At 64.4% G+C, this 23,783-nt stretch carries 25 protein-coding genes and 1 other RNA gene; 15 read left to right on the top strand and 11 right to left on the bottom strand.

All coding sequences use genetic code 11. The features are described from left to right. Window positions 1-40 precede the first annotated feature (40 nt). Both mnmA and JYK05_RS01645 read right to left on the bottom strand, forming a co-directional pair. Window positions 41-1,174 carry a tRNA 2-thiouridine(34) synthase MnmA gene (gene mnmA / locus JYK05_RS01650; protein ID WP_175939462.1) on the bottom strand — a complete coding sequence of 378 codons (1,134 nt, stop codon included), beginning with the start codon at window positions 1,172-1,174 and terminating at the stop codon, window positions 41-43. A 31-nt stretch (window positions 1,175-1,205) separates the two neighbouring features. Continuing rightward, entirely contained in the window at window positions 1,206-1,688 is a 483-nt protein-coding gene (locus JYK05_RS01645; RefSeq protein WP_206467524.1) for an NUDIX hydrolase, read from the bottom strand. A 216-nt stretch (window positions 1,689-1,904) separates the two neighbouring features. On the opposite strand from JYK05_RS01645, the gene JYK05_RS01640 reads away from it, so the two are divergent. From JYK05_RS01640 to JYK05_RS01630, 3 genes are read left to right on the top strand one after another with little or no spacing between them, the layout of a single operon-like run. Further along, window positions 1,905-3,050, top strand: coding sequence for a Re/Si-specific NAD(P)(+) transhydrogenase subunit alpha (locus JYK05_RS01640; protein WP_206467523.1), 1,146 nt, complete (start codon window positions 1,905-1,907; stop codon window positions 3,048-3,050). Window positions 3,051-3,063: 13 nt separating this feature from the next. Further along, window positions 3,064-3,384, top strand: coding sequence for an NAD(P) transhydrogenase subunit alpha (locus JYK05_RS01635; protein ID WP_206467518.1), 321 nt, complete (start codon window positions 3,064-3,066; stop codon window positions 3,382-3,384). Next, complete coding sequence (locus JYK05_RS01630; RefSeq protein WP_206467516.1) at window positions 3,385-4,827, top strand: NAD(P)(+) transhydrogenase (Re/Si-specific) subunit beta; 1,443 nt, start codon at window positions 3,385-3,387, stop codon at window positions 4,825-4,827. It begins immediately after the preceding gene. A 55-nt stretch (window positions 4,828-4,882) separates the two neighbouring features. On the opposite strand, the gene JYK05_RS01625 is transcribed toward JYK05_RS01630, so the two are convergent. Then, complete coding sequence (locus tag JYK05_RS01625) at window positions 4,883-5,578, bottom strand: hypothetical protein (protein WP_206467514.1); 696 nt, start codon at window positions 5,576-5,578, stop codon at window positions 4,883-4,885. A 180-nt stretch (window positions 5,579-5,758) separates the two neighbouring features. Between JYK05_RS01625 and JYK05_RS01620 the strand changes: the two genes are divergently transcribed. From JYK05_RS01620 to JYK05_RS01575, 10 genes are all read left to right on the top strand, one after another. After that, a complete protein-coding gene (locus tag JYK05_RS01620) occupies window positions 5,759-7,060 on the top strand; it encodes a class I SAM-dependent RNA methyltransferase (RefSeq protein ID WP_206467513.1) in 1,302 nt (433 codons plus the stop codon). 115 nt (window positions 7,061-7,175) lie between these two features. Continuing rightward, a complete protein-coding gene (locus tag JYK05_RS01615; RefSeq protein WP_206467512.1) occupies window positions 7,176-8,573 on the top strand; it encodes an aminopeptidase P N-terminal domain-containing protein in 1,398 nt (465 codons plus the stop codon). Window positions 8,574-8,583: 10 nt separating this feature from the next. Further along, entirely contained in the window at window positions 8,584-9,783 is a 1,200-nt protein-coding gene (locus tag JYK05_RS01610) for a UbiH/UbiF/VisC/COQ6 family ubiquinone biosynthesis hydroxylase (RefSeq protein ID WP_175939455.1), read from the top strand. Between the two features lie 207 nt (window positions 9,784-9,990). Next, a complete protein-coding gene (gene dusB, locus JYK05_RS01605; RefSeq protein ID WP_206467510.1) occupies window positions 9,991-11,082 on the top strand; it encodes a tRNA dihydrouridine synthase DusB in 1,092 nt (363 codons plus the stop codon). Further along, window positions 11,079-11,312: a Fis family transcriptional regulator gene (locus JYK05_RS01600; RefSeq protein ID WP_175939453.1), complete on the top strand. Its 234-nt coding sequence runs from the start codon at window positions 11,079-11,081 to the stop codon at window positions 11,310-11,312. The genes dusB and JYK05_RS01600 overlap by 4 nt, the downstream gene beginning before the upstream one ends. Before the next feature lie 64 nt (window positions 11,313-11,376). Further along, window positions 11,377-12,942 (top strand): bifunctional phosphoribosylaminoimidazolecarboxamide formyltransferase/IMP cyclohydrolase, encoded by a 1,566-nt coding sequence (purH, locus tag JYK05_RS01595; RefSeq protein WP_206467508.1) that lies wholly within the window; start codon window positions 11,377-11,379, stop codon window positions 12,940-12,942. 89 nt (window positions 12,943-13,031) lie between these two features. Further along, the gene (ruvC, locus tag JYK05_RS01590) at window positions 13,032-13,574 is read left to right on the top strand and encodes a crossover junction endodeoxyribonuclease RuvC (RefSeq protein WP_175939451.1); all 543 of its coding nucleotides are present in this window, start codon (window positions 13,032-13,034) and stop codon (window positions 13,572-13,574) included. A 24-nt stretch (window positions 13,575-13,598) separates the two neighbouring features. Further along, window positions 13,599-14,180, top strand: a complete 582-nt coding sequence (ruvA, locus tag JYK05_RS01585; RefSeq protein ID WP_175939450.1) for a Holliday junction branch migration protein RuvA — start codon at window positions 13,599-13,601, stop codon at window positions 14,178-14,180. 80 nt (window positions 14,181-14,260) lie between these two features. Beyond that, window positions 14,261-15,322 (top strand): Holliday junction branch migration DNA helicase RuvB, encoded by a 1,062-nt coding sequence (ruvB, locus tag JYK05_RS01580; RefSeq protein ID WP_175939449.1) that lies wholly within the window; start codon window positions 14,261-14,263, stop codon window positions 15,320-15,322. 3 nt (window positions 15,323-15,325) lie between these two features. Next, entirely contained in the window at window positions 15,326-16,228 is a 903-nt protein-coding gene (locus JYK05_RS01575; protein WP_206467506.1) for an oxygenase MpaB family protein, read from the top strand. On the opposite strand, the gene JYK05_RS01570 is transcribed toward JYK05_RS01575, so the two are convergent. Genes JYK05_RS01570 through tyrS form a run of 3 tightly spaced genes read right to left on the bottom strand, consistent with a single transcriptional unit; the run spans window position 16,225 to window position 18,588 of the window. Beyond that, window positions 16,225-16,872 (bottom strand): histidine phosphatase family protein, encoded by a 648-nt coding sequence (locus JYK05_RS01570; RefSeq protein ID WP_206467504.1) that lies wholly within the window; start codon window positions 16,870-16,872, stop codon window positions 16,225-16,227. The genes JYK05_RS01575 and JYK05_RS01570 overlap by 4 nt on opposite strands. Then, window positions 16,869-17,327 carry a D-aminoacyl-tRNA deacylase gene (dtd, locus tag JYK05_RS01565; protein WP_175939446.1) on the bottom strand — a complete coding sequence of 153 codons (459 nt, stop codon included), beginning with the start codon at window positions 17,325-17,327 and terminating at the stop codon, window positions 16,869-16,871. Before dtd ends, JYK05_RS01570 begins: the two co-directional genes overlap by 4 nt. Before the next feature lie 4 nt (window positions 17,328-17,331). Beyond that, the gene (tyrS, locus tag JYK05_RS01560) at window positions 17,332-18,588 is read right to left on the bottom strand and encodes a tyrosine--tRNA ligase (RefSeq protein WP_206467502.1); all 1,257 of its coding nucleotides are present in this window, start codon (window positions 18,586-18,588) and stop codon (window positions 17,332-17,334) included. A gap of 259 nt (window positions 18,589-18,847) precedes the next feature. Between tyrS and JYK05_RS01555 the strand changes: the two genes are divergently transcribed. Beyond that, window positions 18,848-19,978 carry an anhydro-N-acetylmuramic acid kinase gene (locus JYK05_RS01555; protein WP_175940586.1) on the top strand — a complete coding sequence of 377 codons (1,131 nt, stop codon included), beginning with the start codon at window positions 18,848-18,850 and terminating at the stop codon, window positions 19,976-19,978. Window positions 19,979-20,049: 71 nt separating this feature from the next. Here the strand turns inward: JYK05_RS01555 and erpA are convergent, their stop codons facing one another. The 3 genes from erpA to rplM all read right to left on the bottom strand — a co-directional run bounded on the left by erpA (window position 20,050) and on the right by rplM (window position 21,444). Continuing rightward, window positions 20,050-20,415 carry an iron-sulfur cluster insertion protein ErpA gene (gene erpA / locus JYK05_RS01550; protein WP_175939444.1) on the bottom strand — a complete coding sequence of 122 codons (366 nt, stop codon included), beginning with the start codon at window positions 20,413-20,415 and terminating at the stop codon, window positions 20,050-20,052. A gap of 197 nt (window positions 20,416-20,612) precedes the next feature. Further along, window positions 20,613-21,005 (bottom strand): 30S ribosomal protein S9, encoded by a 393-nt coding sequence (rpsI, locus tag JYK05_RS01545; protein WP_008351569.1) that lies wholly within the window; start codon window positions 21,003-21,005, stop codon window positions 20,613-20,615. A gap of 10 nt (window positions 21,006-21,015) precedes the next feature. Next, on the bottom strand, window positions 21,016-21,444 hold the full coding sequence (gene rplM / locus JYK05_RS01540; protein ID WP_159835229.1) for a 50S ribosomal protein L13: 429 nt from the start codon (window positions 21,442-21,444) through the stop codon (window positions 21,016-21,018). 582 nt (window positions 21,445-22,026) lie between these two features. Between rplM and JYK05_RS01535 the strand changes: the two genes are divergently transcribed. Further along, the gene (locus JYK05_RS01535) at window positions 22,027-22,449 is read left to right on the top strand and encodes an OsmC family protein (RefSeq protein ID WP_159835228.1); all 423 of its coding nucleotides are present in this window, start codon (window positions 22,027-22,029) and stop codon (window positions 22,447-22,449) included. Window positions 22,450-22,506: 57 nt separating this feature from the next. Here the strand turns inward: JYK05_RS01535 and rnpB are convergent. Then, an RNA gene (rnpB, locus tag JYK05_RS01530) (RNase P RNA component class A) lies at window positions 22,507-22,920 on the bottom strand. 12 nt (window positions 22,921-22,932) lie between these two features. Then, window positions 22,933-23,772: a DUF3025 domain-containing protein gene (locus tag JYK05_RS01525; RefSeq protein WP_206467501.1), complete on the bottom strand. Its 840-nt coding sequence runs from the start codon at window positions 23,770-23,772 to the stop codon at window positions 22,933-22,935. Window positions 23,773-23,783: the final 11 nt, after the last annotated feature.

Genomic DNA, 23,783 nt, shown 5'->3' with positions numbered 1-23,783 from the left:
GAAGCGCGCCCCGGAGCGCGCGCCTCCGGGGCGCGTGTCGTCAGCTTGCAGTCGCCGCTACGACGCGCGGCGCGTGCGATACCACGTCCGCCGCCGCGCTCTCAATGATGCCGCCGCCCAGACACACGTCACCCTGATACAGCACCGCCGACTGTCCCGGCGTCACCGCCCACTGCGCTTCGTCGAAATTCAATTCGAAATGACCGTCGTCAGCAGCGGCGAAGCGGCACGCGGCGTCTTGCTGCCGATAGCGCGTCTTCGCCGCGCACGCGGTGCCGTCCTCGGGCGCGAAACCCGCCACCCAGCTGGTGTTCCCCGCGACGAGCGTCTGCGATAGAAGCCACGGATGGTCGTGGCCCTGCACGACATAGAGCGTGTTGCTCGCCATGTCCTTGCCCGCGACGAACCACGGCTCGCCGCTGCCGTCCTTCGCGCCGCCGATGCCGATGCCCTTGCGCTGCCCGAACGTATAGAACGCGAGCCCGATGTGCTCGCCGACGACTTTCCCTTCAGCCGTCTTCATCGGGCCGGGTTGCGTGGGCAGATAACGGTTCAGGAAGTCGCGGAACGGCCGTTCGCCGATGAAGCAGATGCCGGTCGAATCCTTCTTCTTCGCGTTCGGCAGGCCGATCTGCGCGGCGATTTCCCGCACCTTCGTCTTCGGAATTTCGCCCAGCGGGAAGAGCGTCTTCGAAAGCTGCTGCTGATTCAGCCGATGCAGGAAGTACGACTGGTCCTTCGTCGAATCGGTGGCCTTCAGCAACTGGAAGAGACCATTCTGCTCGCGCACGCGGGCGTAGTGGCCGGTCGCGATCGTTTCCGCGCCGAGCGACATCGCGTGGTCGAGGAACGCCTTGAACTTGATCTCCGCATTGCACAGCACGTCCGGATTCGGCGTGCGGCCAGCCGAGTACTCGCGCAAAAATTCGGCGAACACGCGGTCCTTGTATTCGGCGGCGAAGTTGACGGCCTCGACGTCGATGCCGATCAGGTCCGCCACCGACACCACATCGATCCAGTCCTGCCGTGTCGAGCAATATTCGCCGTCGTCGTCGTCTTCCCAGTTCTTCATGAACAGGCCGACGACGTCGTAGCCCTGCTCTTTCAGCAGCCACGCCGTCACCGACGAATCGACGCCGCCCGACATGCCCACCACTACTCTTCGCTTGCTCATAGGATTACCGCGTTGTTCGCGCGCGAGCGCGTCAGGGGCGCGCCACCGGCGCGACCGAATGCGTATGGATGAAATCGAGTGGCACGCGCCGCCCGGCCAGATAGTCGTCCACGCACTGCATGACGAGCGGCGTGCGATGCTGCGCGGCCGTCGCGCGCAGTTCGTCGGGCGTGAGCCACATCGCGCGAACGATGCCTTTGTCCAGCGCGCGCCCCGCCACTTCGCCCGCGGACTTGCCGCAGAACGTGAAGCGCAGATACGTCACATCGCGCCCGGGACGCTGAAAGTGCGTCATGTACGCGCCGACGAGCGCCTCCGGCTCGAAGCAATGCGCCGTTTCTTCCAGCGTCTCGCGAATGACCGCCTCGACGAGCGTTTCGCCCGCTTCGAGGTGACCGGCCGGTTGGTTGATTCGCAGCCCTGCGGACGTGTGTTCCTCGATGACGAGGAAGCGCCCGTCCTGCTCGACGACCGCCGCGACCGTAACGTGAGGAGCCCAAGTATCTGATTTCATGGCCGACATTTTACCGTCACCTGTCCGATCACGCGCGCGCGGCCTAAGGGTTAGCGCGGGGTGCGATCGCGCCCCGGATCGCATTTTGGGCGCTTATTCTTCAGTTAGAGTCGAGAACGTCGTCCGTCAGCATCTGAAACCCGAAAACAGCCTTGGTCTCTCCCTCGCGCGTGGCCGCGCGCGAGGGCAAGAAAAGAAAAGACAGGAGGATTCAACATGCATATCGGAGTGCCTGCCGAGACGCGGGCGAACGAGGCGCGCGTCGCCGCCACGCCGGAGACCGTCAAAAAGCTCGTCGCGCAAGGGCACCGCCTTTCGGTGCAAAGCGGCGCGGGCGTGCGGGCAAGCTATATCGACGACGCGTTTGCGCAAGCGGGCGCAGATATCGTCGATGCCGCCACCGCGTTTTCAGCCGACATCGTGCTCAAGGTTCAGTCGCCATCCGCCGATGAACTCGCGACGATCAAGCCGGGCGCCGTGCTCATCGGCATGCTGGATCCGTTCAACACCGAGAACACCGCGCGGCTCGCAGCGGCCAACATCACCGCGTTCGCGCTCGAAGCCGCGCCGCGCACGACGCGCGCGCAGAGCCTCGACGTGCTCTCGTCGCAGGCAAACATCGCCGGGTACAAGGCCGTGCTGATGGCCTGTCAGTACTACCAGCGATTCATGCCGATGCTCATGACCGCCGCCGGCACCGTAAAAGCGGCGCGCGTGCTCGTGCTGGGCGCGGGCGTCGCGGGCTTGCAGGCGATCGCGACGGCGAAGCGCCTCGGCGCCGTGGTCGAAGCGTCGGATGTGCGGCCGGCCGTGAAGGAGCAGATCGAATCGCTCGGCGCGAAGTTCGTCGACGTGCCGTTCGAAACCGACGAGGAACGCGAGGCGGCGCAAGGCGTCGGCGGCTACGCGCGTCCGATGCCGCAGAGCTGGCTCGCGCGACAGTCCGCACTCGTGCACGAACGCGCGAAGGCGGCCGACATCGTCATTTCGACCGCGCTGATTCCCGGCCGTCCCGCGCCGACGCTCATCTCCGTGGAAACGGTGAAGCACATGAAACCGGGCTCGGTGATCGTGGATCTCGCCGCCGGACGCGGCCCCGAGTTCGAAGGTAGAAAAGGCGGCAATTGCCCGCTCACCGAAGTCGATCAGGTGGTGACGAAGCATGGCGTGCATATCGTCGGCCACACGAATCTGGCCTCGATGGTCGCCGCCGACGCCTCCGCGCTCTACGCGCGCAATCTGCTCGACTTCCTGAAGCTGATCTTGACGAAGGAAGGCACGCTCAACATCGACCTCGCGGACGACATCGTCGCGGCCACGCTTCAGTGCCGCGACGGACAGCTTGCCCGCGCGACCGCCTGACACGGAGACGAACATGGACGTCATCAACCATACGGTGATCAACCTCATCATCTTCGTGCTGGCGATCTACGTCGGCTATCACGTCGTCTGGAACGTGACGCCCGCGCTGCACACGCCGCTCATGGCCGTCACGAACGCGATTTCGGCGATCGTGATCGTCGGCGCGATGCTCGCGGTCGGTCTCACGGTCGGCGGCACAGGCAAGTTCTTCGGCGCGCTCGCGGTGCTGCTCGCGGCGGTGAACGTGTTCGGCGGCTTTCTCGTCACGCGGCGCATGCTCGAAATGTTCAAGAAGAAGGAACCGAGGAAGCTCGTCAGCAAGGAGGGCGCGTAAATGAGCATGAACGTCGTCACTCTTCTGTATCTGATCGCGTCGGTGTGCTTCATTCAGGCGCTCAAGGGCCTGTCGAATCCGAAGACCGCGCGCATCGGCAATACGTTCGGCATGGCGGGCATGGCCATCGCCATTTTCACGACGCTCGCGCTCATCACGAAGCAGGCCGCTGATCTCGGGTCCAATCTTTCGCTCGGGCTGTCGCTTCTGTTCGCGGCGTTGATTATCGGCGGCGCGGCGGGCGCGTATATCGCGGCGAAAGTCGAGATGACGAAGATGCCCGAGCTCGTCGCCGCGATGCACTCGCTGATCGGTCTCGCGGCCGTGTGCATCGCGTATGCGGTGGTTGCGGAGCCGTCCGCGTTCGGACTCGCGCCGCCGGGCTATCTGATTCCGTACGGCAATCGCGTCGAGTTGTTCATCGGCACGTTCGTCGGCGCGATCACGTTCTCGGGATCGGTCATCGCGTTCGGCAAGCTCTCCGGCAAGTACAAGTTCCGGCTCTTTCAGGGCGCGCCGGTGGTGTACTCGGGGCAGCATCTGATCAACCTGCTGCTGGCCGTGGCGATGATCGGCTTCGGCATCATCTTCATGGTGACGCAGTCGTGGCTGCCGTTCGTCATCATGACGCTGATCGCATTCGCGCTTGGCGTGCTCATCATTATTCCGATTGGCGGCGCGGACATGCCGGTGGTCGTCTCGATGCTCAATTCGTACTCCGGCTGGGCGGCGGCGGGCATCGGCTTTTCGCTCAACAATCCGATGCTGATCATCGCGGGATCGCTCGTCGGTTCGTCCGGCGCGATTCTCTCGTACATCATGTGCCGCGCGATGAACCGCTCGTTTTTCAACGTGATTCTGGGCGGCTTCGGCGGCGAAGCGGGCGGCGCGGCGGCGGGCGGCGCGCAGGAGCAGCGGCCGGTGAAATCCGGTTCCGCCGATGACGCCGCGTTCATGCTCGGCAACGCGGAAAGCGTGGTGATCGTGCCGGGTTATGGGCTCGCCGTCGCGCGCGCGCAGCATGCGCTGAAGGAGCTGACGGACAAGCTCGTCGAGAAAGGCATCGACGTGCGGTATGCGATTCACCCGGTCGCGGGGCGGATGCCGGGGCACATGAACGTGCTGCTCGCGGAAGCCGAAGTGCCGTACGAGATGGTTCAGGAGATGGAGGACATCAACAGCGAATTCGGGCAGACGGACGTGGTGCTCGTGCTCGGGGCCAACGACGTGGTGAACCCGGCTGCGAAGACGGACCCGAAATCGCCGATTGCCGGCATGCCGATTCTCGAAGCGTACAAGGCGCGGACGATCATCGTGAACAAGCGGTCGATGGCGGCGGGTTATGCCGGGCTCGATAACGAACTGTTCTATATGGACAAGACGATGATGGTGTTCGGGGATGCGAAGAAGGTGGTCGAGGAGATGATGAAGGCGGTGGAGTGAGGGTTTTCATCCGGGCGGACCATGCCGCTCGAATGGCGGCATGGCGCTCCCGGATTCAGCAAACCTGCATCGCCTCGTCCCGCTGAGTCGATAGGGCAAGGGTGAGAAGATCGCGGTGGTAAGCGTACCGCCGCAAGACTTCGTTCAGAAGCATGGCTCCGAACGCGAGCCCCGCCAGGAACGCGACCCCGAACAGCAAGGCGACCGCAACGCGCGGATCTAACTGCGATGTCAGTTCTTTGTACGCGTTCCAAGCCATCGTTGCCGCAGAGAGGACTGCCACCGCCTCCGGATTTCCGACAAGTGCTCCCATGTAAAGCTTTCTGCGTTCGATGATCTTCGACAGATGCTGCTCGGCTTTCATAAGCGCCTCGCGTTTATATCGGGTAAGAATTCGCGCGTTGGCTGCATCGTGCTCGCACTCTGCTTTCAAGTGACGGAATGCCTGGTTCTTGAAAAGGAGCGGTAATATAAGTCCGGGAACACTCTGAGCCACCATCGCAAGAACGGCGAGAAGCTGCGTTACAACCGCCGTCCCCAATGCAACTAGGCGCCGAACCTCCGACAAAGGCTGCCCGTACCTTGTGAAAACGGCGAATGCAACAAGACAGACAAACGTCAGTCCGCTCGCGCCAAGGAGACCAACGGCCACCCATTCGCAGGTCGCCTGGAATTTAGTCTTTATGTTCTTGGTGTCGAATGGCGTCATTCGCTCCAATACATCGAATACTTCCTTGATGTGCTTAGTCATGCTTTCTGGTTTGACAAATTTATAGCGAGAGATGTGATCGGCCAGCGGCTGATCACGGCCGGAACGGAACGTTATTCAGATGACGAGCCGAGTGCAACGCGAAACGACTGAAATGTTGCCTCTCTCTTTGCGCAAACCGCCCGCGTACAATACCGCCTTTGAACCCCGCAACCGCCCCACATGTCCTCCCCTCTCTTCGACTGGTTTGTCCCCTGCCCGCGCGGTCTCGAAGCGCCGCTCGCCGCCGAGCTTGCCGAGATCGGGGAGCGACACGTCAGCACCGCGCCGCTCTCGGGAAGCGGTCCGCTCACGGTCGGCGCGCAAGTGCCGGGCGGCGTGCACTTCCGGGGCGGCTGGGTCGCGGGCATGGCGGCGAACCTGCACTCGCGCATCGCGAGCCGCGTGTTGCTGAAGATCGCGCACGGCCCGTATCGCAACGAGCACGATATTTACGAACTGACGCATCGGCAGCGATGGGAACAGTGGTTCACGCCGAGCCAGACCATGCGCGTGGATCTGACCGCGATCAAATCGCCGCTCAAGAGCCTCGAATTCACGACGCTGCGCGTGAAAGACGCCGTGTGCGACCGCCTGCGCGATCTGAGCGGCGCGCGCCCGAGCATCGATACGGCGCAGCCTGACGTGCGCGTGTTCGCGTTCCTTACCATGAACGAGTGCACGCTCTATCTCGACACCTCCGGCGAGCCGCTCTTCAAGCGCGGCTGGCGGCTCGACAAGGGCGCAGCGCCCCTTCGCGAGAATCTCGCCGCCGGCATCCTGCGCCTGACCGGATGGACGCCCGGCACGCCGCTTTTCGATCCGATGTGCGGCAGCGGCACCTTCCTCGCCGAGGCCGCGCAGACCGCGCTCAACATCGCGCCGGGCAGCGAGCGACGCTTCGGCTTCGAGAAGCTGAAGCCGTTCCATCCGGGCATGTGGCAAAAGCTCAAGAACGCCGCGATCGAAGCGAAGCGCGCGGCGCGCGGCAACGCGAAGGACATCAACATCTTCGGCAGCGACATCTCCGGCGACATGCTCGACAAGGCGCGCGCGAACCTGAGCCGCGCCGGCGTGCCGGAACTCTCGCTCAAGCAGGTGGACGCGCGCAACATGACGCCGCCCACCGACGCGCCGGGCATCCTCGTCGCGAATCCGCCGTATGGCGAACGCATCGAAGTGCGCGGACGCGGCCCGCGCGGCGAAATCCGCGACACGGCTCGTTCGCGCCGAGAGGACGACGACGCATTTGCCCGCGCCCAGCCCGATCCCGCCGACACCGAGTTCTTCGTCTCGTTCGGCAACGCGCTCAAGCAACGCTTCCCCGGCTGGCGCGCCTATGTGCTCACGTCCGACCGCAAGCTGCCCGGCATGCTGCGGCTGCGGGAATCGACGAAGACACCGCTGTTCAACGGCGCGCTCGAATGCCGGCTGTTCCGCTTCGACCTCGTGGCGGGCAGCGTGCGCAACCGGGCGGAAGAGTAGCCGCTGCGCAGGAAGCTCGACCGCTTTCGAGCGAGTATGCCGCGTCCCATGACGTGCGACTACTAGGCCGAATGGCCTATTCGCGCAGCTTGTAGGCCGGCGCTACAATCGGCGCATGAACTCACTTACCGAAGATGTCAGCCCGATCGCCGTCGATGTCTACCGCAGCCGCCGCGAGCGCCTGCTCGCGCAGTTGCGCGCGCAGGGCGGCGGGCTCGCCGTGCTCTCGACCGCGCCTGAAGTCATGCGCAATCGCGACACGGACTATCCGTTTCGCCACGACAGCTACTTCTATTACCTGACGGGCTTCAGCGAACCCGAGGCGACGCTCGTGCTGAACGAGAGCGCGCGGGATGGCGAGCCCGCGTCTATCCTGTTCTGCCGCGAGAAGAACGCCGAGCGCGAAACATGGGAAGGCTTTCGCTACGGCCCGGAAGCTGCCGCCGAGGCGTTCGGTTTCGATGCCGCCTTTGCCATCGGCGCGCTCGACGAACACATGCCGCGCCTCCTCGCCGACCAGCCCGCGCTGTTCTACGCGCTCGGCACATCGGCTGAACTCGACGCCAAGGTTCGCGGCTGGCTCGACGCCGTGCGCGCGCAAAGCCGCAGCGGCGTGCGCGCGCCGACGCGAGCGCAGCATCTGTTGCCGATCATCGACGAAATGCGGATGGTGAAGGACGCGCACGAGATCGCGGTCATGCGCCGCGCGGCATCCATCTCCGCCGAGGCGCACCGCCGCGCGATGCTCGCTTGCCGCCCCGGCATGCGCGAATACGAACTCGAAGCGGAACTGCTCTACACCTTCCGGCGGCACGGCGCGCAAGCGCCCGCGTACGGCTCCATCGTGGCCACAGGCGCGAATTCGTGCGTTCTGCATTACCCGGCGGGCAATGCGATCCTGCGCGACGGCGACCTCGTCCTGATCGACGCCGCATGCGAACTGGACGGCTACGCCTCCGACATCACGCGCACGTTCCCGGCAAGCGGCCGTTTCACGCCGGCGCAGCGCGAGCTCTATGACATCGTGCTCGCCGCGCAGTCCGCCGCCATCGACGCGACGCGTGCCGGCGTGAGCTTCGACGCGCCGCATCAGGCCGCGCTCGAAGTGCTGTCCCAAGGTCTGCTCGATACCGGCATCCTCGATAAAGCGAAGTTCGGCGGCGTGGAGAACGTCATCGCGGAACGCGCCTACGCGCGCTTCTATATGCATCGCACCGGCCACTGGCTCGGCATGGATGTGCACGACGCGGGCGAATATCGGGAAACCGACGGCCCGCGCGACGAACAAGGCGCGCGTCCCTGGCGTACGCTCGTTGCCGGCAACGTGCTGACCATCGAGCCGGGCCTATACGTGCGCGCCGCCGAGGACGTGCCCGAGCGCTACTGGAACACAGGCATCCGAATCGAAGACGACGCGCTCGTCACGCCCGGCGGCTGCGAGCTGCTCACGCGCGAAGTCCCCGTCGCCGCCGACGAAATCGAGGCGCTCATGCGCGAATCCATCAGCCATTGAATCTGACGACATGAGCGACGCCATTACGCAACCGCATTTCGATTACGACATCGCCATCGTCGGCGCGGGTCCGGTCGGGCTCGCGCTCGCCGGCTGGCTCGCGCGGCGCAGCGCGACCTCGCGGCTTTCCATCGCGCTGATCGACGCGCGCACGCCCGAAGCCGCCGCGAACGATCCGCGCTCGCTCGCGCTCTCGCACGGCAGCCGCGTGATGCTCCAGCCGCTCGGCTTTCCCGCCGACGTCACGCCGATCCGCCGCATTCACGTATCGCAGCGTGGACATTTCGGGCGCACGCTGATCGAGCACGACGAACACGACTTGCCGGAGCTGGGTTACGTGGTGCGCTACGGCTCGCTCGTCGGCGCGCTCGCGAAGGCCGTGCGCGCGACGAAAGTCGATTGGCTCACCGATACGTCCGCCCTGCCGCCCTTGCAGGACAACGAAAGCGTGACGCTGCCACTGCAATCGGGCGGCGTCGAGCGCACGATCCGGGTGCGCGTGCTGGTCAACGCCGAGGGCGGGCTCTATCAGCAAGGTCCGCGCGATGTCGCAGTCTCCACGCAGCGCCGGGCTCGCGATTACGGGCAGACGGCCATCGTCGGCACGGTGAGCGTGTCGGACCCGCAAGCCAACGTCGCGTGGGAACGCTTCACGAATCAAGGCCCGATTGCGCTTTTGCCCTGCGGCGGCCAGCGTCACGCGGACTATTCGCTCGTCTGGTGCTGCTCGCCCGACGAAGCCGCGCGACGCATGCAGCTCGACGACGACGCGTTCCTTGCCGAACTCGGCGTCGCGTTCGGCTCGCGCATGGGGCGCTTCACGCAAATCGTCGGGCGGGCGGCGTACCCGCTCGGGCTGACGGCGCTCAACGCGCTGGTCGACCGGCGCACGGTTGCTATCGGCAACGCGGCGCAGACGCTGCATCCAGTAGCGGGCCAAGGCTTGAACCTCGGGCTGCGCGACGCTCAGGCGCTCTGCGATGCCCTCTCGACCGACGGACCGCGCCCGCTCGCGCTCGCGCACTTTGCACAGCGGCGCGCGCTCGACCGCCGTTTCACCATCGGCGCGACGGATACGCTCGCCCGCATCTTCACGGTGGATTTCGCGCCGCTCGCCGCCGCGCGCGGGCTGGCGCTGACCGCGCTCGAATTCCTGCCGCCGCTGAAAACGGCGCTCGCGCGGCAGATGATGTTCGGCCAGCGGCGCTAAACATGTGCGACGTGTGTGGCAGACGCGCGACTTATCCTCTATGGCCGCGTCTGCTTTCATAGAAGATTTAAACACTTGCACGCGATTGCTCTTAATTTCAGCACTCGCTTAGCGTTAAAATACGCGTTTCCCTTCCGCATTCCTGCATCCGTCTGACGCGACACGGCGCGCATTGCCGAACGTTCGCCCGCCCGGTGCCCCGACTTCATGCCCATCATCGGTTCACACGTTCTGCGCAATAACCTGTTCGTCGCTCCGATGGCAGGCGTCACCGACCGGCCCTTCCGCCAGCTATGCAAGCGCATGGGCGCGGGCTACGCGGTCTCGGAGATGGTCGCGTCCAACGCGCAGTTGTGGAAGAGCGAAAAGACCATGCGCCGCGCAAACCATGCGGGCGAGGTCGAGCCGATTGCCGTGCAGATCGCGGGCGCAGACCCGCAAATGCTCGCCGAAGCCGCGCGTCACAACGTCGCGAACGGCGCGCAGATCATCGACATCAACATGGGCTGCCCGGCCAAGAAGGTGTGCAACGTCGCGGCGGGATCGGCGCTCTTGCAGAACGAACCGCTGGTCGCGCGCATCGTCGAGGCGGTCGTGCAGGCGGTCGGCGTCGGCCCGGAGGCGGTGCCCGTGACGCTCAAGATTCGCACGGGGTGGAATCGCGAGAACAAGAATGCGCTGACCATCGCGCGCATTGCCGAGAATGCCGGCATCTCCATGCTGACCGTGCACGGACGCACGCGCGCCGACTTGTATAAGGGCGACGCGGAGTACGAAACTATCGCCGCCGTGAAGGCGTCGGTGAAGATTCCGGTCGTCGCGAACGGCGACATCACGACGCCCGAGAAAGCGCGCGACGTGCTCGCGGCAACCGGCGCCGACGCCATCATGATCGGCCGCGCGGCGCAGGGCCGGCCGTGGCTTTTCCGCGAGATCGAGCACTTCCTTGCGACGGGCGAGCGCATGCCGCCGCCGCGCATCGACGAGATTCAGCAGGTGATGAACGAGCACCTCGAAGACCACTACGCGTTCTACGGCGAATTCACGGGCGTCCGGACTGCGCGCAAGCACATCGGCTGGTACACTCGCGGCCTTTCCGGGGCCAACACCTTCCGGCACCGGATGAATACGCTCGACACGACCAAAGAACAATTGTTCGCTGTGAACGAATTCTTCGACGCGCAAAAGGCGCTGTCAGACCGCCTCGTCTATGTAGATGAGGCCGCGGACGCCGACGAAGCGGCCGATGAAGAATCGCGCGGCGGACAGAACAACACAGACCGACGAATCGCCGCATGAGCAGACATAACATCGAACAATGCGTCCGCCAGAGCCTCGACAGCTACTTTCAGGACCTGGACGGCTCGAACCCGCACGACGTCTACGACATGGTGATTTCGTGCGTGGAAAAACCGATGCTCGAAGTGGTGCTCGCGCAGGCGGGCGGCAATCAGTCGCTCGCCGCGGAGTATCTCGGCATCAACCGCAACACGCTACGCAAGAAACTTCAGCAGCACGGATTGATTTGATTCTTCGGACAAGGCACGCGCCTCGAGTCCGGCCTGGTTATCCTTTCTGGTTTCAGTGTTCATCATGATCAAGCAAGCGCTCATCTCGGTTTCCGACAAGTCCGGCATCGTCGAATTCGCCCAATCGCTCTCGCAACTCGGCGTCAGGCTTCTTTCGACCGGCGGCACGGCGAAACTGCTCGCGGACGCGGGACTGCCCGTGACCGAAGTCGCCGACTACACCGGCTTCCCGGAAATGCTGGATGGACGCGTGAAGACGCTGCATCCCAAGGTGCACGGCGGCATTCTCGCCCGCCGCGATCTGCCCGAGCACATGGCCGCGCTGGAGAAGCACGACATTCCGACGATCGACCTGCTCGTCGTCAATCTGTATCCGTTCGTGCAGACGGTGGCCAAGGAACAATGCTCGCTTGAAGACGCCATCGAGAACATCGACATCGGCGGGCCGACCATGCTGCGCTCGGCGGCGAAGAATCATCGCGATGTGACGGTCATCGTCGATCCGGCCGACTACGCCGCCGTGCTCGACGAAATGCGCGCGAACAACAACAGCGTCGGCTATGCGACGAACTTCCGGCTCGCGACCAAGGTCTTCGCGCACACCGCGCAGTACGACGGCGCGATCACCAACTATCTGACGAGCCTCACCGAAACGCTCCAGCACAGCGAGCGCAACACCTACCCCGCCACGTTCAATCTCGCGTTCGAGAAAGTGCAGGACTTGCGCTACGGCGAAAATCCGCATCAAAGCGCGGCGTTCTACCGCGATCTTTCGGTGCCCGCCGGCGCGCTCGCCAACTACGAGCAGTTGCAGGGCAAGGAGCTCTCGTACAACAACATCGCGGATTCGGACGCCGCGTGGGAATGCGTGAAGACCTTCGACGCGCCCGCGTGCGTCATCATCAAGCACGCGAATCCGTGCGGCGTCGCCATCGGCGCGAACGCGCACGAGGCTTACTCGAAGGCGTTCCAGACGGATCCGACCTCGGCGTTCGGCGGCATCATCGCGTTCAATCGCGAAGTGGACGAAGCGGCGGCGCAGGCCGTGGCGAAGCAGTTCGTCGAAGTGCTGATCGCGCCTTCGTTCAGCGAAGCGGCGCGCGCCGTGTTCGCCGCGAAGCAGAACGTGCGCTTGCTGCAAATCGCGCTCGGCGACGGTCACAACGCGTTCGACCTGAAGCGCGTGGGCGGCGGCCTGCTGGTTCAGTCGCTCGATTCGAAGAACGTGCAGCCGCATGAACTGCGCGTCGTGACCAAGCGCCATCCGACGCCGAAGGAAATGGACGATCTGATGTTCGCCTGGCGCGTGGCGAAGTACGTGAAGTCGAATGCCATCGTGTTCTGCGGCGGCGGCATGACGCTCGGCGTCGGCGCGGGCCAGATGAGCCGCGTGGATTCGGCGCGCATCGCGGGCATCAAGGCGCAGAACGCAGGACTCTCGCTCAACGGCTCGGCGGTCGCATCGGATGCGTTCTTCCCGTTCCGCGACGGCCTCGACGTTGTGGTGAACGCGGGCGCGACCTGCGTGATCCAGCCGGGCGGCTCCATGCGCGACGACGAAGTGGTCGCCGCCGCCGACGAGCACAATGTCGCGATGATCCTCACCGGCACGCGCCATTTCCGCCATTAATTGCGCCGAGTTCATTTAGTATTGGCCTGTTTGCGCGTCGAGTCGCGCAAACAGGCCATTTCACTTTGGACGAGCCGCATCGCGAACGAATGAGAATCCTAGGCATCGACCCCGGCCTGCGCGTGACGGGCTTCGGCATCATCGACATGGCGGGGCACTCGCTCAACTATGTGACGAGCGGCGTCATCAAGACGGCCGACGCCGATTTGCCTTCGCGCCTGAACACCATCTTCGACGGCATTTCGACGCTGATCCGGCAGCACAATCCGGATCAGGCGGCGATCGAAAAAGTTTTCGTCAACGTCAATCCGCAATCGACGCTGCTGCTCGGGCAGGCGCGCGGCGCGGCCATTTGCGGGCTCGTCGCGAGCGGCGTGCCGGTCGCCGAATACACCGCGCTGCAACTGAAGCAGGCGGTCGTCGGCTACGGCCGCGCGACGAAAGAGCAGATGCAGCAGATGGTTGTGCGTCTGCTCAATCTGTCGGGCGTGCCAAGCACCGACGCGGCCGACGCACTCGGCATGGCCATCTGTCACGCGCACGGCGGCACGGGGCTCGCCACGCTCGGCGGCATTGCGCCGTCGCTCGCGAAGAAGGGCTTGCGCGTGCGGCGCGGCAGACTCATCGGCTAAATCTTTTCATTCGATAACGCAAACATGATTGGTCGCATTGCCGGCGTTCTGCTGGAAAAAAATCCGCCGCACCTGCTCGTCGACTGCAACGGCGTCGGCTATGAAATCGACGTGCCGATGAGCACGTTCTACAACCTGCCGAACGCGGGCGAGAAGGTCGTGCTGCTTACGCAGATGATCGTGCGCGAGGACGCGCATTTGCTGTACGGCTTTCTCACGTCGCAGGAACGCGCGACGTTTCGCGAATTGTTAAAGATCAGCGGCATCGGCGCGCGCATGGCGCTCGCGGTGCTTTCGGGCATGAGCGTGCAGGAGCTCGCGCAGACCGTGACGACGCAGGACACCGCGCGCCTCACGCGCGTGCCGGGCATCGGAAAGAAGACGGCCGAACGCCTGCTGCTCGAACTGAAGGGCAAGCTCGGCGCCGATCTCGGCGCCATGGCGAGCGCCGCTTCGCAGTCCGACCATGCGTCCGACATCCTCAATGCGCTGCTCGCGCTCGGCTATTCCGAGAAGGAAGCGCTCGCCGCCATCAAGAACGTGCCGGCGGGTACGGGCGTCTCGGAAGGCATCAAGCTCGCGTTGAAGGCGCTCTCGAAAGCCTGATTCTCGGGGCGCGCGGCGCTGCGCGCCACTAGGCCGTTCGGCCAGGTTCGCGGCGAGAAGGCTCGCTGTACAATCGACCCATGATCGAAACCGACAAACTCGCCGCAGAACGCATCATCTCGGCCACGCCCGTCTCGCCGAACGAAGAAGCCTTCGAGCGCGCGTTGCGACCGCGCCAGCTCGACGAATACGTGGGGCAGGAAAAGGTGCGCGGGCAGCTCGAAATCTTCATCGAAGCGGCCAAGCGGCGTTCCGAAGCGCTGGATCACGTGCTGCTCTTCGGTCCGCCGGGTCTCGGCAAGACCACGCTCGCGCATATCATCGCGCGGGAAATGGGCGTGAATTTGCGGCAGACGTCGGGACCGGTGCTGGAGCGCGCGGGCGACCTCGCCGCGCTGCTCACCAATCTCGAAGCGAACGACGTGCTTTTCATCGACGAGATTCATCGGCTCTCGCCGGTCGTCGAGGAAATTCTGTATCCGGCGCTCGAGGATTATCAGATCGACATCATGATCGGCGAAGGGCCGGCCGCGCGCAGCGTGAAGCTGGACCTTCAGCCGTTCACGCTCGTCGGCGCCACCACGCGCGCGGGCATGTTGACCAATCCGCTGCGCGACCGCTTCGGTATCGTGTCGCGGCTGGAGTTCTATAACGCGAACGAGCTCGCGCGTATCGTGTCGCGCTCGGCGTCGCTGCTGAAGGCGGACATCGTGCCCGAAGGCGCGCTGGAGATCGCGCGGCGCTCGCGTGGCACGCCGCGTATCGCGAACCGGCTGCTGCGCCGCGTGCGCGACTACGCGGAAGTGAAGGCGAACGGCAGCATCACGGCGGAAGTGGCGGATGCCGCGCTCAAGATGCTGGACGTCGATCCGGTCGGCTTCGACCTGATGGACCGCAAGCTGCTCGAAGCGATCCTGCACAAGTTCGACGGCGGGCCGGTCGGCGTCGATAACCTCGCGGCGGCCATCGGCGAAGAGCGCGACACCATCGAAGACGTGCTGGAGCCGTATCTGATCCAGCAAGGCTATTTGCAGCGCACGCCGCGCGGGCGCGTCGCGACCTTGCTGACGTATCGGCACTTCGGCATCGCCGCGCCGGACGGCGGCCCGATCCGCGACCTCTGGGACGCGAACAACGGCTAGCGCATGTCGGATCAGGCAACGTTGGTCACGCGCGTGCGGTCTTCGATCGCACGCGGCATCACGAATCTCACGACCGGTAGCGGGCCGACGCTCGATTATTCGTCGCCGCCGGGCGATCCGGGTCTCTTCGGGCCAGACACCATCTGCTGGAAAGTCCACGCCGATTTCACGTCGATGATGACGAGCGGCATCAGCGCCCTGTTGCTCCAGACGCTGCATCCGCTGGCGCTCGCGGGCGTGTGGGATCACTCGACGTTTCGCACGGATATTCTCGGGCGTCTACGGCGCACGGCGACTTTCATCGCGGGAACCACGTTCGGCAACCGGCAAGACGCGCTCGCGCTGATCGAGCGCGTGAAGCGCATCCATCTTGGCGTGACAGGCACCGCGCCCGACGGCCGGCCTTACGGTGCAAACGACGCCGATCTCTTGACATGGGTGCACGTCGCCGAAGTCACGAGCTTTCTAGAGGGCTATCTGCGCTACGTGGACCCCGCTCTGTCCGTGGCGGATCAGGACCGCTACTTCGAAGAAACGGCGCTCGTCGCCCGCCTGCTCGGCGCGCGCGACGTGCCGACCACGCGCGCACAGGTCGATGCGTATCTCGCCGCCATGCGCCCGCATCTGCATGCAAGTGAGCGCACGCAGGAAGTCATTCGCGTGCTCAGGAACGCGCCGACGCCGAGCGTGGTCATGAAGCCGGCGCGCGTGCTGGTGTTTAATGCGGGCGTCGATTTGCTGCCCGACTGGGCGCAGGGCATGCTCGGGCTGTCGTCGCTCGCGCCGATGCGGCGCGTCATCGCGCGGCCCGGCGTGCGGGCGATGGCGCCCGTCGTTCGCTGGGCGCTCATCAACGGCATCTCGAAGCGTGCGCGCTTGCGAGTTGCCGCAAAGAAGAACGACTAGGCCGTTTTGCGCAGGCTGTCGTCGGCGGTGTCGGTGACGAGATGCGACACGTCACCCCATGACACGACCGTCGCATGGCCGCCGTCGTAATCGACGACGTTGACGCTGCAATTGAGCAGCGGCCAGTTGCGCGGCGCGTCGAGCGGCAGTTTCATCGCGAACCGGTAGATGCAGTCGAGCACGCCGCCGTGCGCCACGCACGCAATGCGCCCGCCCGGATGCGCGGCGACGATCGGCTCCATCGCGTGAATCACGCGGTGAAAAAAGACGCGCAGCGATTCGCCGGCCGGCGGCGTGAAGCCGGGATCGCGCGTCTGCCATTCGACGTACTCGGCCGGAAACTTCTCGCTGATTTCGTCGCTGTCGTGGCCCTGGAACGCGCCATAGTTGCGTTCGCGCAAGCCTTCGGACAAGTGGAGGTCGAGACCGAGCGCATCGGCGAACGGGCGGGCGGTCTGTTGGGCGCGTAGGAGATCGCTGGTGTAGACGGCGTCGAGCCGCCCTTCCCGCGCGAGCCGCGCACCCAGTTGTTCAGCTTGCAGCACGCCGTGCGCGGACAGCGGAATGTCGATATGCCCCTGGATGCGCTTCACGCGGTTCCAGTCGGTCTCGCCGTGGCGGATGAACAAGACTTGCGTCGTCATGGCCGCACCTGCAGCCAGAACGTGACCGGCCCGTCGTTGACGAGCGACACCTGCATGTCGGCGCCGAATTCGCCGGTCTCGACGATCGGATGCTTCGCCCGCGCCTCGCGCACGAAGTAATCGAAGAGCCGCCTGCCTTCGTCGGGCGGCGCGGCCGGCGTGAAGCTCGGGCGCAGTCCGCTCGATGTATCGGCGGCGAGCGTGAACTGCGAGACCAACAGCACGCCGCCCGCGCGCCCCGCGCCGTCGATGTTCTGCACGGACAGATTCATCTTGCCCGCCGCGTCGCTGAACACACGGTACGCCAGCATCTTCGCGAGCAGCTTGTCGGCGGCGGCTTCGGTGTCGCCCCGTTCGGCGCAGACGAGCGCGAGCAGGCCCGCGTCGATCGCGCCGGTCACGCGTTCGCCGACGCGCACGTCCGCGCGCCGCACTCGCTGGATAAGCGCGATCATCCGCTTACGCCGTCAGCGTGATGCGCGCGAAGCGGCGCTTGCCCACCTGCACGACGAACTCGCCCGGCTCGACCTTCAAGCCCTTGTCGGACACCGTCGCGCCGTCGATCTTCACGCCGCCCTGCTCGATGTTGCGCAGCGCCTCGCTGGTAGACGGCACGAGCCCGGCCTGCTTCAGCAACTGGCCGATGGCAAGCGGCGCGCCCGCGAGCGTCACGGTCGGAATATCGTCCGGCACGCCGCCCTTCGCGCGATGGTTGAAGTCTTCGAGCGCGCGCTCGGCGTCCGCCGGCGAATGGAACCGCGCGACGATTTCCTGCGCGAGCATCACCTTGAAGTCGCGCGGATTGCGGCCGCCTTCCGCTTCCTGCTTGAAGCGCGCGATCTCTTCCATGCTGCGGAACGACAGCAGTTCGAAGTAACGCCACATGAGCACGTCCGAAATGCTCATCAGCTTGCCGAACATCTCGGTCGGCTTCTCGCTGATGCCGACGTAGTTGTGCTTCGACTTCGACATCTTTTCGACGCCGTCGAGCCCTTCGAGCAGCGGCATCGTCAGAATGCATTGCTGCTCCTGGCCGTATTGCTTCTGCAATTCGCGGCCGACGAGCAGGTTGAACTTCTGATCCGTGCCGCCGAGTTCGAGGTCGGCGTTGAGCGCGACCGAGTCGTAGCCCTGCATCAGCGGATAGAGGAATTCGTGAATCGAGATGGGCACGCCGCTCTGGAAACGCTTGGTGAAATCTTCACGTTCGAGTATGCGCGCCACGGTGTAACGCGAGGCCAGCTTGATCATGCCGTCCGCGCCGAGCGGCATCGACCATTCGCTGTTGTAGCGAATCTCGGTTTTCTCGCGGTCGAGCACCAGCGACGCCTGTTCGAAATACGTCTTCGCGTTCATTTCGATCTGCTCGCGCGTGAGCGGCGGGCGCGTGGCGTTGCGGCCGGACGGATCGCCGATCAACGACGTGAAATCGCCGATCAGGAAAATGACCTGATGCCCGAGGTCCTGCAACTGGCGCATCTTGTTGAGCACCACCGTATGGCCGATGTGGATGTCCGGCGCGGTCGGGTCCAGCCCGAGCTTGATGCGCAACGGCTTGCCCGTCGCGGCGCTCCGTGCGAGCTTCTGCGCGAACTCGTCTTCGATCAGCAGTTCGTCGCAGCCGCGTTTGGCGATCGCGAGGGCGGCGCGCACGTCGTCGGTGATCGGAAAGGCCTCGCGCGGCGGCGCGGAAGAAGCGTTGGAGTCAGTGGTCATGCTTGCGGCTTGTGATGTGAGAGAGATGCGATGGCGCCATATGAACGGCTTCGCGCGCTGCGCAATGGCTTGTTCAGGCTCACGATTTTACGCGATGAGGCACGCATTCGGTCCGTTCGGCGGCGCGCGGATAGTCGGCGACGGCGTAGGCGGTGGCTGCACCTTAACGATCGGCTCGGATGCGCGGATAATCCCGCGTTGATGGGGAGCACCGACGAGCATCGACGAGGAGGGAAACGTGGGAAAAAAAGCCGAAGCAATCGAACCCGGCAAAGCAGACGGCGTGTACTTCGGCCTGATGTCGGGCACGAGCATGGACGGCGTCGATGGCGTCGCGGTGCAGTTCGCCGCGGGCAAACCGCCGGTCGTGCTCGGCGAGGCGCACGTGTCCTTTTCCGAGGGCCTGCGCGACGCGCTTTTCGCGCTGCAGGCGCCCGGCGACAACGAACTGGAACGCGAGGCGCTCGCCGGCAATGCGCTCGCCACGCGCTACGCCGTCTGCTGCCACGAGTTGCAGAGCGTGAGCGGCTATTCGTCGACGAAGGTACGCGCGATCGGCGTACACGGCCAAACGGTGCGGCATCGACCGGAGAAGGGATACACGCGGCAGATCAACAATCCCGCGTTGCTCGCGGAAATGACGAATATCGACGTGATCGCGGATTTTCGCAGCCGCGACGTCGCCGCCGGCGGTCAGGGCGCGCCGCTCGTGCCGGCGTTTCACGCGACCGTATTCGGCGCGAAGAACGAGACGCGCGTCGTCTGCAATCTCGGCGGCATCAGCAATATCACGGTGCTGGCGGCGAGCGGCGCGGTGCGCGGCTTCGATTGCGGCCCGGCGAACGCGTTGCTGGATGAATGGGCGCACCGGCATCTGAACAAACCGTACGACGACGGCGGAAAGTTCGCGGCGCGCGGCGAGGTGAATCGACCGCTGCTCAATGCGCTGCTCGACGAGCCGTTTTTCGAGGAAGCGCCGCCCAAAAGCACGGGCCGCGATCTGTTCAATCCGGCGTGGCTCGATGCGAAGCTCGCGCCGTTCGCCGCACTCGCCCCCGCTGACGTGCAAGCGACGCTCACCGCGCTCACGGCCGTGACGGTCGCGCGCGAGATAGAGCGCCACGCGTCCGACGCCCGCGCGGTCTACGTGTGCGGCGGCGGTGCGCGCAATCCCGTGCTGATGCAGATGCTGCAACAGGCGCTCGATGAAACCGGCGTCTCGGGCGTGCCCGTCATGACCACCGAGGCGCTCGGCGTGCCGCCGCAGCAAGTCGAAGCGTTCGCATTCGCGTGGCTCGCGATGCGCTGCGTGGCGCGCGAGCCCGGCAATCTCGCGTCGGTGACGGGCGCGGCCGGCGAGCGCGTCCTGGGCGCGATTTACCCGCGCTAAGCGTTTTTGAGGCTCAACAACGAAAAACGGAGCCCGAAGGCTCCGTTTTTCCACAACCGCTCGATCCGCGCTCAGACCGAGAACGACGAACCGCAACCGCACGTCGTCGTCGCGTTCGGATTCTTGATCACGAACTGCGCGCCGTTGAGATCGTCCTTATAGTCGATTTCCGCGCCGACGAGGTACTGGTAGCTCATCGAATCGACGAGCAGCTGCACGCCGCTCTTGTCCATCACGGTATCGTCTTCGTTGATTTCTTCGTCGAACGTGAAACCGTACTGGAAGCCCGAGCATCCGCCGCCTTGCACGAACACGCGCAGCTTCAGATCCGGATTGCCTTCTTCGTCGATCAATTGCTTGACCTTGTCGGCCGCAGCGTCGGTGAAGACGAAGGGCATCGGCATTTCGGTCGTGGGGGTGTCGCTGACTGCGCTCATTGAACTCTCCAATTTAGCTTCTAGCCGCTATTGTAGGGCTGATCTCAAAATCGTGCCGAAAGCCCATGAAATCAAGAGGCTATATGCAAATTCGACTGATTCGGGCAAACGCGGAAAAAAGAAAAAGCCGCCGGCACCTTGCAGTGCGGCGGCTTTCGCAGCAGCTTCGCCGGCAGAACCGGCGAAACCCGAAGCGATTAACGCTTCGAGAATTGCTTCCTGCGGCGTGCCTTGTGGAAACCGACCTTCTTACGTTCCACTTCACGCGCGTCACGCGTGACGAAGCCAGCATTCGACAGTTGCGACTTGAGCGTTGCGTCGTAGTCCATCAGCGCACGGGTGATGCCGTGGCGGACCGCGCCTGCCTGACCCGTTTCGCCGCCGCCGTTCACGTTGACCTTGATGTCGAACGTGGTGGCGTGGTTCGTGAGTTCCAGCGGTTGACGCACGATCATCAGCGACGTTTCGCGCGAGAAATAGTCGGCGATGGGCTTGCCGTTGACGATGATCTCGCCCTTGCCCGACTTGATGAAGACACGAGCGACGGCGCTCTTGCGGCGGCCCGTACCGTAGTTCCAGTTACCGATCATGTGGGCTCCCTTAGATCTCGAGCGACTTGGGCTGTTGAGCCGTGTGCGGATGCGTGGCTTCAGCGTAGACCTTCAGCTTCTTGATCATCGCGTAGCCGAGCGGGCCCTTCGGCAGCATGCCCTTCACAGCCTTCTCGAGCGCGCGGCCCGGGAAACGCTCTTGCATCTTGCCGAACGTCGTTTCATAGATGCCGCCCGGGTAGCCCGAGTGACGGTAGTACTTCTTGTCCGTGGTCTTGTTGCCGGTGACCTTCAGCTTGCCGGCATTGACGACGATGATGTAATCACCGGTGTCGACGTGCGGAGTGAATTCAGGCTTATGCTTGCCGCGAAGACGGCGTGCCACTTCGCTGGCGACACGGCCGAGAACCTTATCCGTCGCGTCAATCACGTACCATTCGCGCGTCACCTCTTCGGCTTTTGCGGAAAACGTCTTCATGATCGATCCAAAAATTAATCTGCCCTTTGCTCTTTACCTTGTTCGGTCCTGCTTATATGAGTGCGCTAAATGACTTTCCTTGCGCGTGCAGGCTCTCCCTGACTTCTCTCCGCGGGCGTGTGACGAAGAGAACTTTGAAGTATAGCGGGAAAACGCTCGTTGCGTCAAAGGCTTGCGGCATTCCGCAGCCAATTTGGGGCGGCGCGCGGCTCTCCGAGCGAAAAAAAGCCCGAGCATTCGTAGCTCGGGCTCAATCCACCTAGGAGGAGGTGGAGGAGACGCTGTAGGTTCGCAACTGCGACAACCAATGGCCTGAGTATAGGCACGGTCATGCTGCAAAGCAAGAAGATTCGCATCATGAGAGCGAATTTCATAATGCGGTGTGCGCATTTTCTGACGCCAGGGCGCGATGTGGTGCTTCCGGCGAAATCTCCGACCATCAACACGGCGCGCGTGGTTAATCGGATTCCGGGTGCCCGCCCGCGTCAATCGGAGAATGCGCGAACTCGGTCTGCGATGACCGTCCGATGAACCGCTACAATGAAAGCTGTCTACAACGCGTCAAGCGGGCGGAGCCTGAGCATGGAATGCAAAGTGAGCTGGATGGGACAGGACGGCATGGCGTTCGCCGCCGAAACCGGCAGCGGTCATCTCGTCAACATGGACGGCGCGCCGGAAGGCGGCGGCCGCAATCTCGCGCCGCGTCCGATGGAGATGGTTCTGCTCGGCACCGGCGGCTGCACCGCGTACGACGTCGTGATGATTCTGAAGAAAAGCCGCCAGGAAATCGAAGGCTGCTCGGTGACGCTCAAGGCCGAGCGCGCAAGCGAAGACCCGAAGGTGTTCACCAAGATCCACTTCCACTTCACGGTCACGGGCAAGAACCTGAATCCCGCGACGGTGGAACGCGCCATCAATCTGTCGCACGACAAGTATTGCTCGGCGTCGATCATGCTCGCCAAGACGGCGGAACTCACGCATTCGTTCGACATCGTCGAACGTTAAGCGCGTCGCAAAAAAGAGCCGGCGTCAGGCAAGACGCCGGCTCTTTCTTTTGAATGACGACAAAGCGGGCCGATAAGCCGGATTCTGTGCGCGCGCCGCCCGAAGGCGAACGCGCGTGGCAGCCATTCCTCTAGGCGCGCCATTGCTGACGCGCTCGAGCTTCCTACCCGCAGACGAACGGGGGCACCGTCCTGCATCGCGAAGATGCGCGCCTGCCTATTTGGAATTGCTCCGGGTGGAGGTTACCGTGCCGGCACGTCTCGCGACGGCCGCGGTGCGCTCTTACCGCACCGTTTCACCCTTACCTGATCTCCGGACTCGCGTCCGAAGCCATCGGCGGTTTGCTTTCTGTTGCCCTGTTCCGCGTGTTGCCACGGATGGCCGTTAGCCATCACCCTGCCCTGTGGAGTCCGGACTTTCCTCGCCCTCGACGCTGTTAAGCGCCGAAGCCGCGACTGCCTGGCCTGCTTTGCGGCATGGATTTTAACATGCGGCTTTCGCGTGCTTCGCGGCGCCCGCCGCGATGCGCCGGCCGGGACGGAAGACAGACGGGTCGTCGTAGAACGCGGCGTCCGCGTTCGCTTCGCACCAGCCGGGCACGCCTAGCACGGGCAGCGGCGCGAATGCGCGGCTCGCGAGCGGTTCGGCCATCAGGCTGCGCGAAACGAGATCGTCGAGAATGGAGCGGCGGGCGGCATCGTCCATTGAAAAATAGGCGGCCGGCACGTCCACGATCCACGCGTGCCCCGTGCACGCCTTGTATGGCGCGACGAGCTTTTCGAGCAACGCGTGGCCGAAGATGCGCGCCTCGCACCGGCTGCTCCACGACGCGCGTTCCGCGATAAACAGCTCGCGCCAGTCGAAGCGGCGCAGCGCATCGGCGAGCGATGGGTCGGCGCACGCGAACAGCACCGCGTTTTCGTCGAAGAGCGTGAGCGCATCGCGCACGCCGCCGCGCGTCGGGCCGATGCCGAGCGCGTCGATCTGCTCCGCCTGACGCGCGTTGAGCGCCGCCTTGATGCGCGGATACGCGAACCACATCAGGCCGTTGAAGAAATCGTGGAGATTGTGGCGCGTCGGCACGCAGCCGGTCGTGGCGATATGCGCCTCGTACGACGCGCCCTTCGGCAGCGATTCCTGCGCGACGAATGCGAGCGGCCGGCCGCGCCCGGTGGCGAGCGCGGCTTGCGCGGCGTCGTCGTTCAGTGCTTCGAGATAGCGCGTCGGACCATCGAGCGCTGCCGCCTGCCAGCGTTCGCCGCGCGACGCGAGCGGCGCAAGCCACGGGCGCGTCCAGTCGATCTCGTCGAAACGCGCGGACACTGCGGCTACCG

Origin of the sequence: Caballeronia sp. M1242 (assembly GCF_017220215.1) — a bacterium.
In the GTDB taxonomy this organism is placed as follows: Bacteria; Pseudomonadota; Gammaproteobacteria; order Burkholderiales; family Burkholderiaceae; genus Caballeronia.
The sequence above is the reverse complement of the archived record's forward strand: the minus strand, read 5'-3'. Positions and strand labels throughout refer to the sequence as shown.

What these genes read in the sequence shown, in the direction of transcription:
- mnmA (WP_175939462.1), bottom strand. Translation starts at nt 1,174, where the DNA reads ATGAGCAAGCGAAGAGTAGTGGTGGGCATGTCGGGCGGCGTCGATTCG.
- JYK05_RS01645 (WP_206467524.1), bottom strand. Translation starts at nt 1,688, where the DNA reads ATGAAATCAGATACTTGGGCTCCTCACGTTACGGTCGCGGCGGTCGTC.
- JYK05_RS01640 (WP_206467523.1), top strand. Translation starts at nt 1,905, where the DNA reads ATGCATATCGGAGTGCCTGCCGAGACGCGGGCGAACGAGGCGCGCGTC.
- JYK05_RS01635 (WP_206467518.1), top strand. Translation starts at nt 3,064, where the DNA reads ATGGACGTCATCAACCATACGGTGATCAACCTCATCATCTTCGTGCTG.
- JYK05_RS01630 (WP_206467516.1), top strand. Translation starts at nt 3,385, where the DNA reads ATGAGCATGAACGTCGTCACTCTTCTGTATCTGATCGCGTCGGTGTGC.
- JYK05_RS01625 (WP_206467514.1), bottom strand. Translation starts at nt 5,578, where the DNA reads ATGACTAAGCACATCAAGGAAGTATTCGATGTATTGGAGCGAATGACG.
- JYK05_RS01620 (WP_206467513.1), top strand. Translation starts at nt 5,759, where the DNA reads ATGTCCTCCCCTCTCTTCGACTGGTTTGTCCCCTGCCCGCGCGGTCTC.
- JYK05_RS01615 (WP_206467512.1), top strand. Translation starts at nt 7,176, where the DNA reads ATGAACTCACTTACCGAAGATGTCAGCCCGATCGCCGTCGATGTCTAC.
- JYK05_RS01610 (WP_175939455.1), top strand. Translation starts at nt 8,584, where the DNA reads ATGAGCGACGCCATTACGCAACCGCATTTCGATTACGACATCGCCATC.
- dusB (WP_206467510.1), top strand. Translation starts at nt 9,991, where the DNA reads ATGCCCATCATCGGTTCACACGTTCTGCGCAATAACCTGTTCGTCGCT.
- JYK05_RS01600 (WP_175939453.1), top strand. Translation starts at nt 11,079, where the DNA reads ATGAGCAGACATAACATCGAACAATGCGTCCGCCAGAGCCTCGACAGC.
- purH (WP_206467508.1), top strand. Translation starts at nt 11,377, where the DNA reads ATGATCAAGCAAGCGCTCATCTCGGTTTCCGACAAGTCCGGCATCGTC.
- ruvC (WP_175939451.1), top strand. Translation starts at nt 13,032, where the DNA reads ATGAGAATCCTAGGCATCGACCCCGGCCTGCGCGTGACGGGCTTCGGC.
- ruvA (WP_175939450.1), top strand. Translation starts at nt 13,599, where the DNA reads ATGATTGGTCGCATTGCCGGCGTTCTGCTGGAAAAAAATCCGCCGCAC.
- ruvB (WP_175939449.1), top strand. Translation starts at nt 14,261, where the DNA reads ATGATCGAAACCGACAAACTCGCCGCAGAACGCATCATCTCGGCCACG.
- JYK05_RS01575 (WP_206467506.1), top strand. Translation starts at nt 15,326, where the DNA reads ATGTCGGATCAGGCAACGTTGGTCACGCGCGTGCGGTCTTCGATCGCA.
- JYK05_RS01570 (WP_206467504.1), bottom strand. Translation starts at nt 16,872, where the DNA reads ATGACGACGCAAGTCTTGTTCATCCGCCACGGCGAGACCGACTGGAAC.
- dtd (WP_175939446.1), bottom strand. Translation starts at nt 17,327, where the DNA reads ATGATCGCGCTTATCCAGCGAGTGCGGCGCGCGGACGTGCGCGTCGGC.
- tyrS (WP_206467502.1), bottom strand. Translation starts at nt 18,588, where the DNA reads ATGACCACTGACTCCAACGCTTCTTCCGCGCCGCCGCGCGAGGCCTTT.
- erpA (WP_175939444.1), bottom strand. Translation starts at nt 20,415, where the DNA reads ATGAGCGCAGTCAGCGACACCCCCACGACCGAAATGCCGATGCCCTTC.
- rpsI (WP_008351569.1), bottom strand. Translation starts at nt 21,005, where the DNA reads ATGATCGGTAACTGGAACTACGGTACGGGCCGCCGCAAGAGCGCCGTC.
- rplM (WP_159835229.1), bottom strand. Translation starts at nt 21,444, where the DNA reads ATGAAGACGTTTTCCGCAAAAGCCGAAGAGGTGACGCGCGAATGGTAC.
- JYK05_RS01535 (WP_159835228.1), top strand. Translation starts at nt 22,027, where the DNA reads ATGGAATGCAAAGTGAGCTGGATGGGACAGGACGGCATGGCGTTCGCC.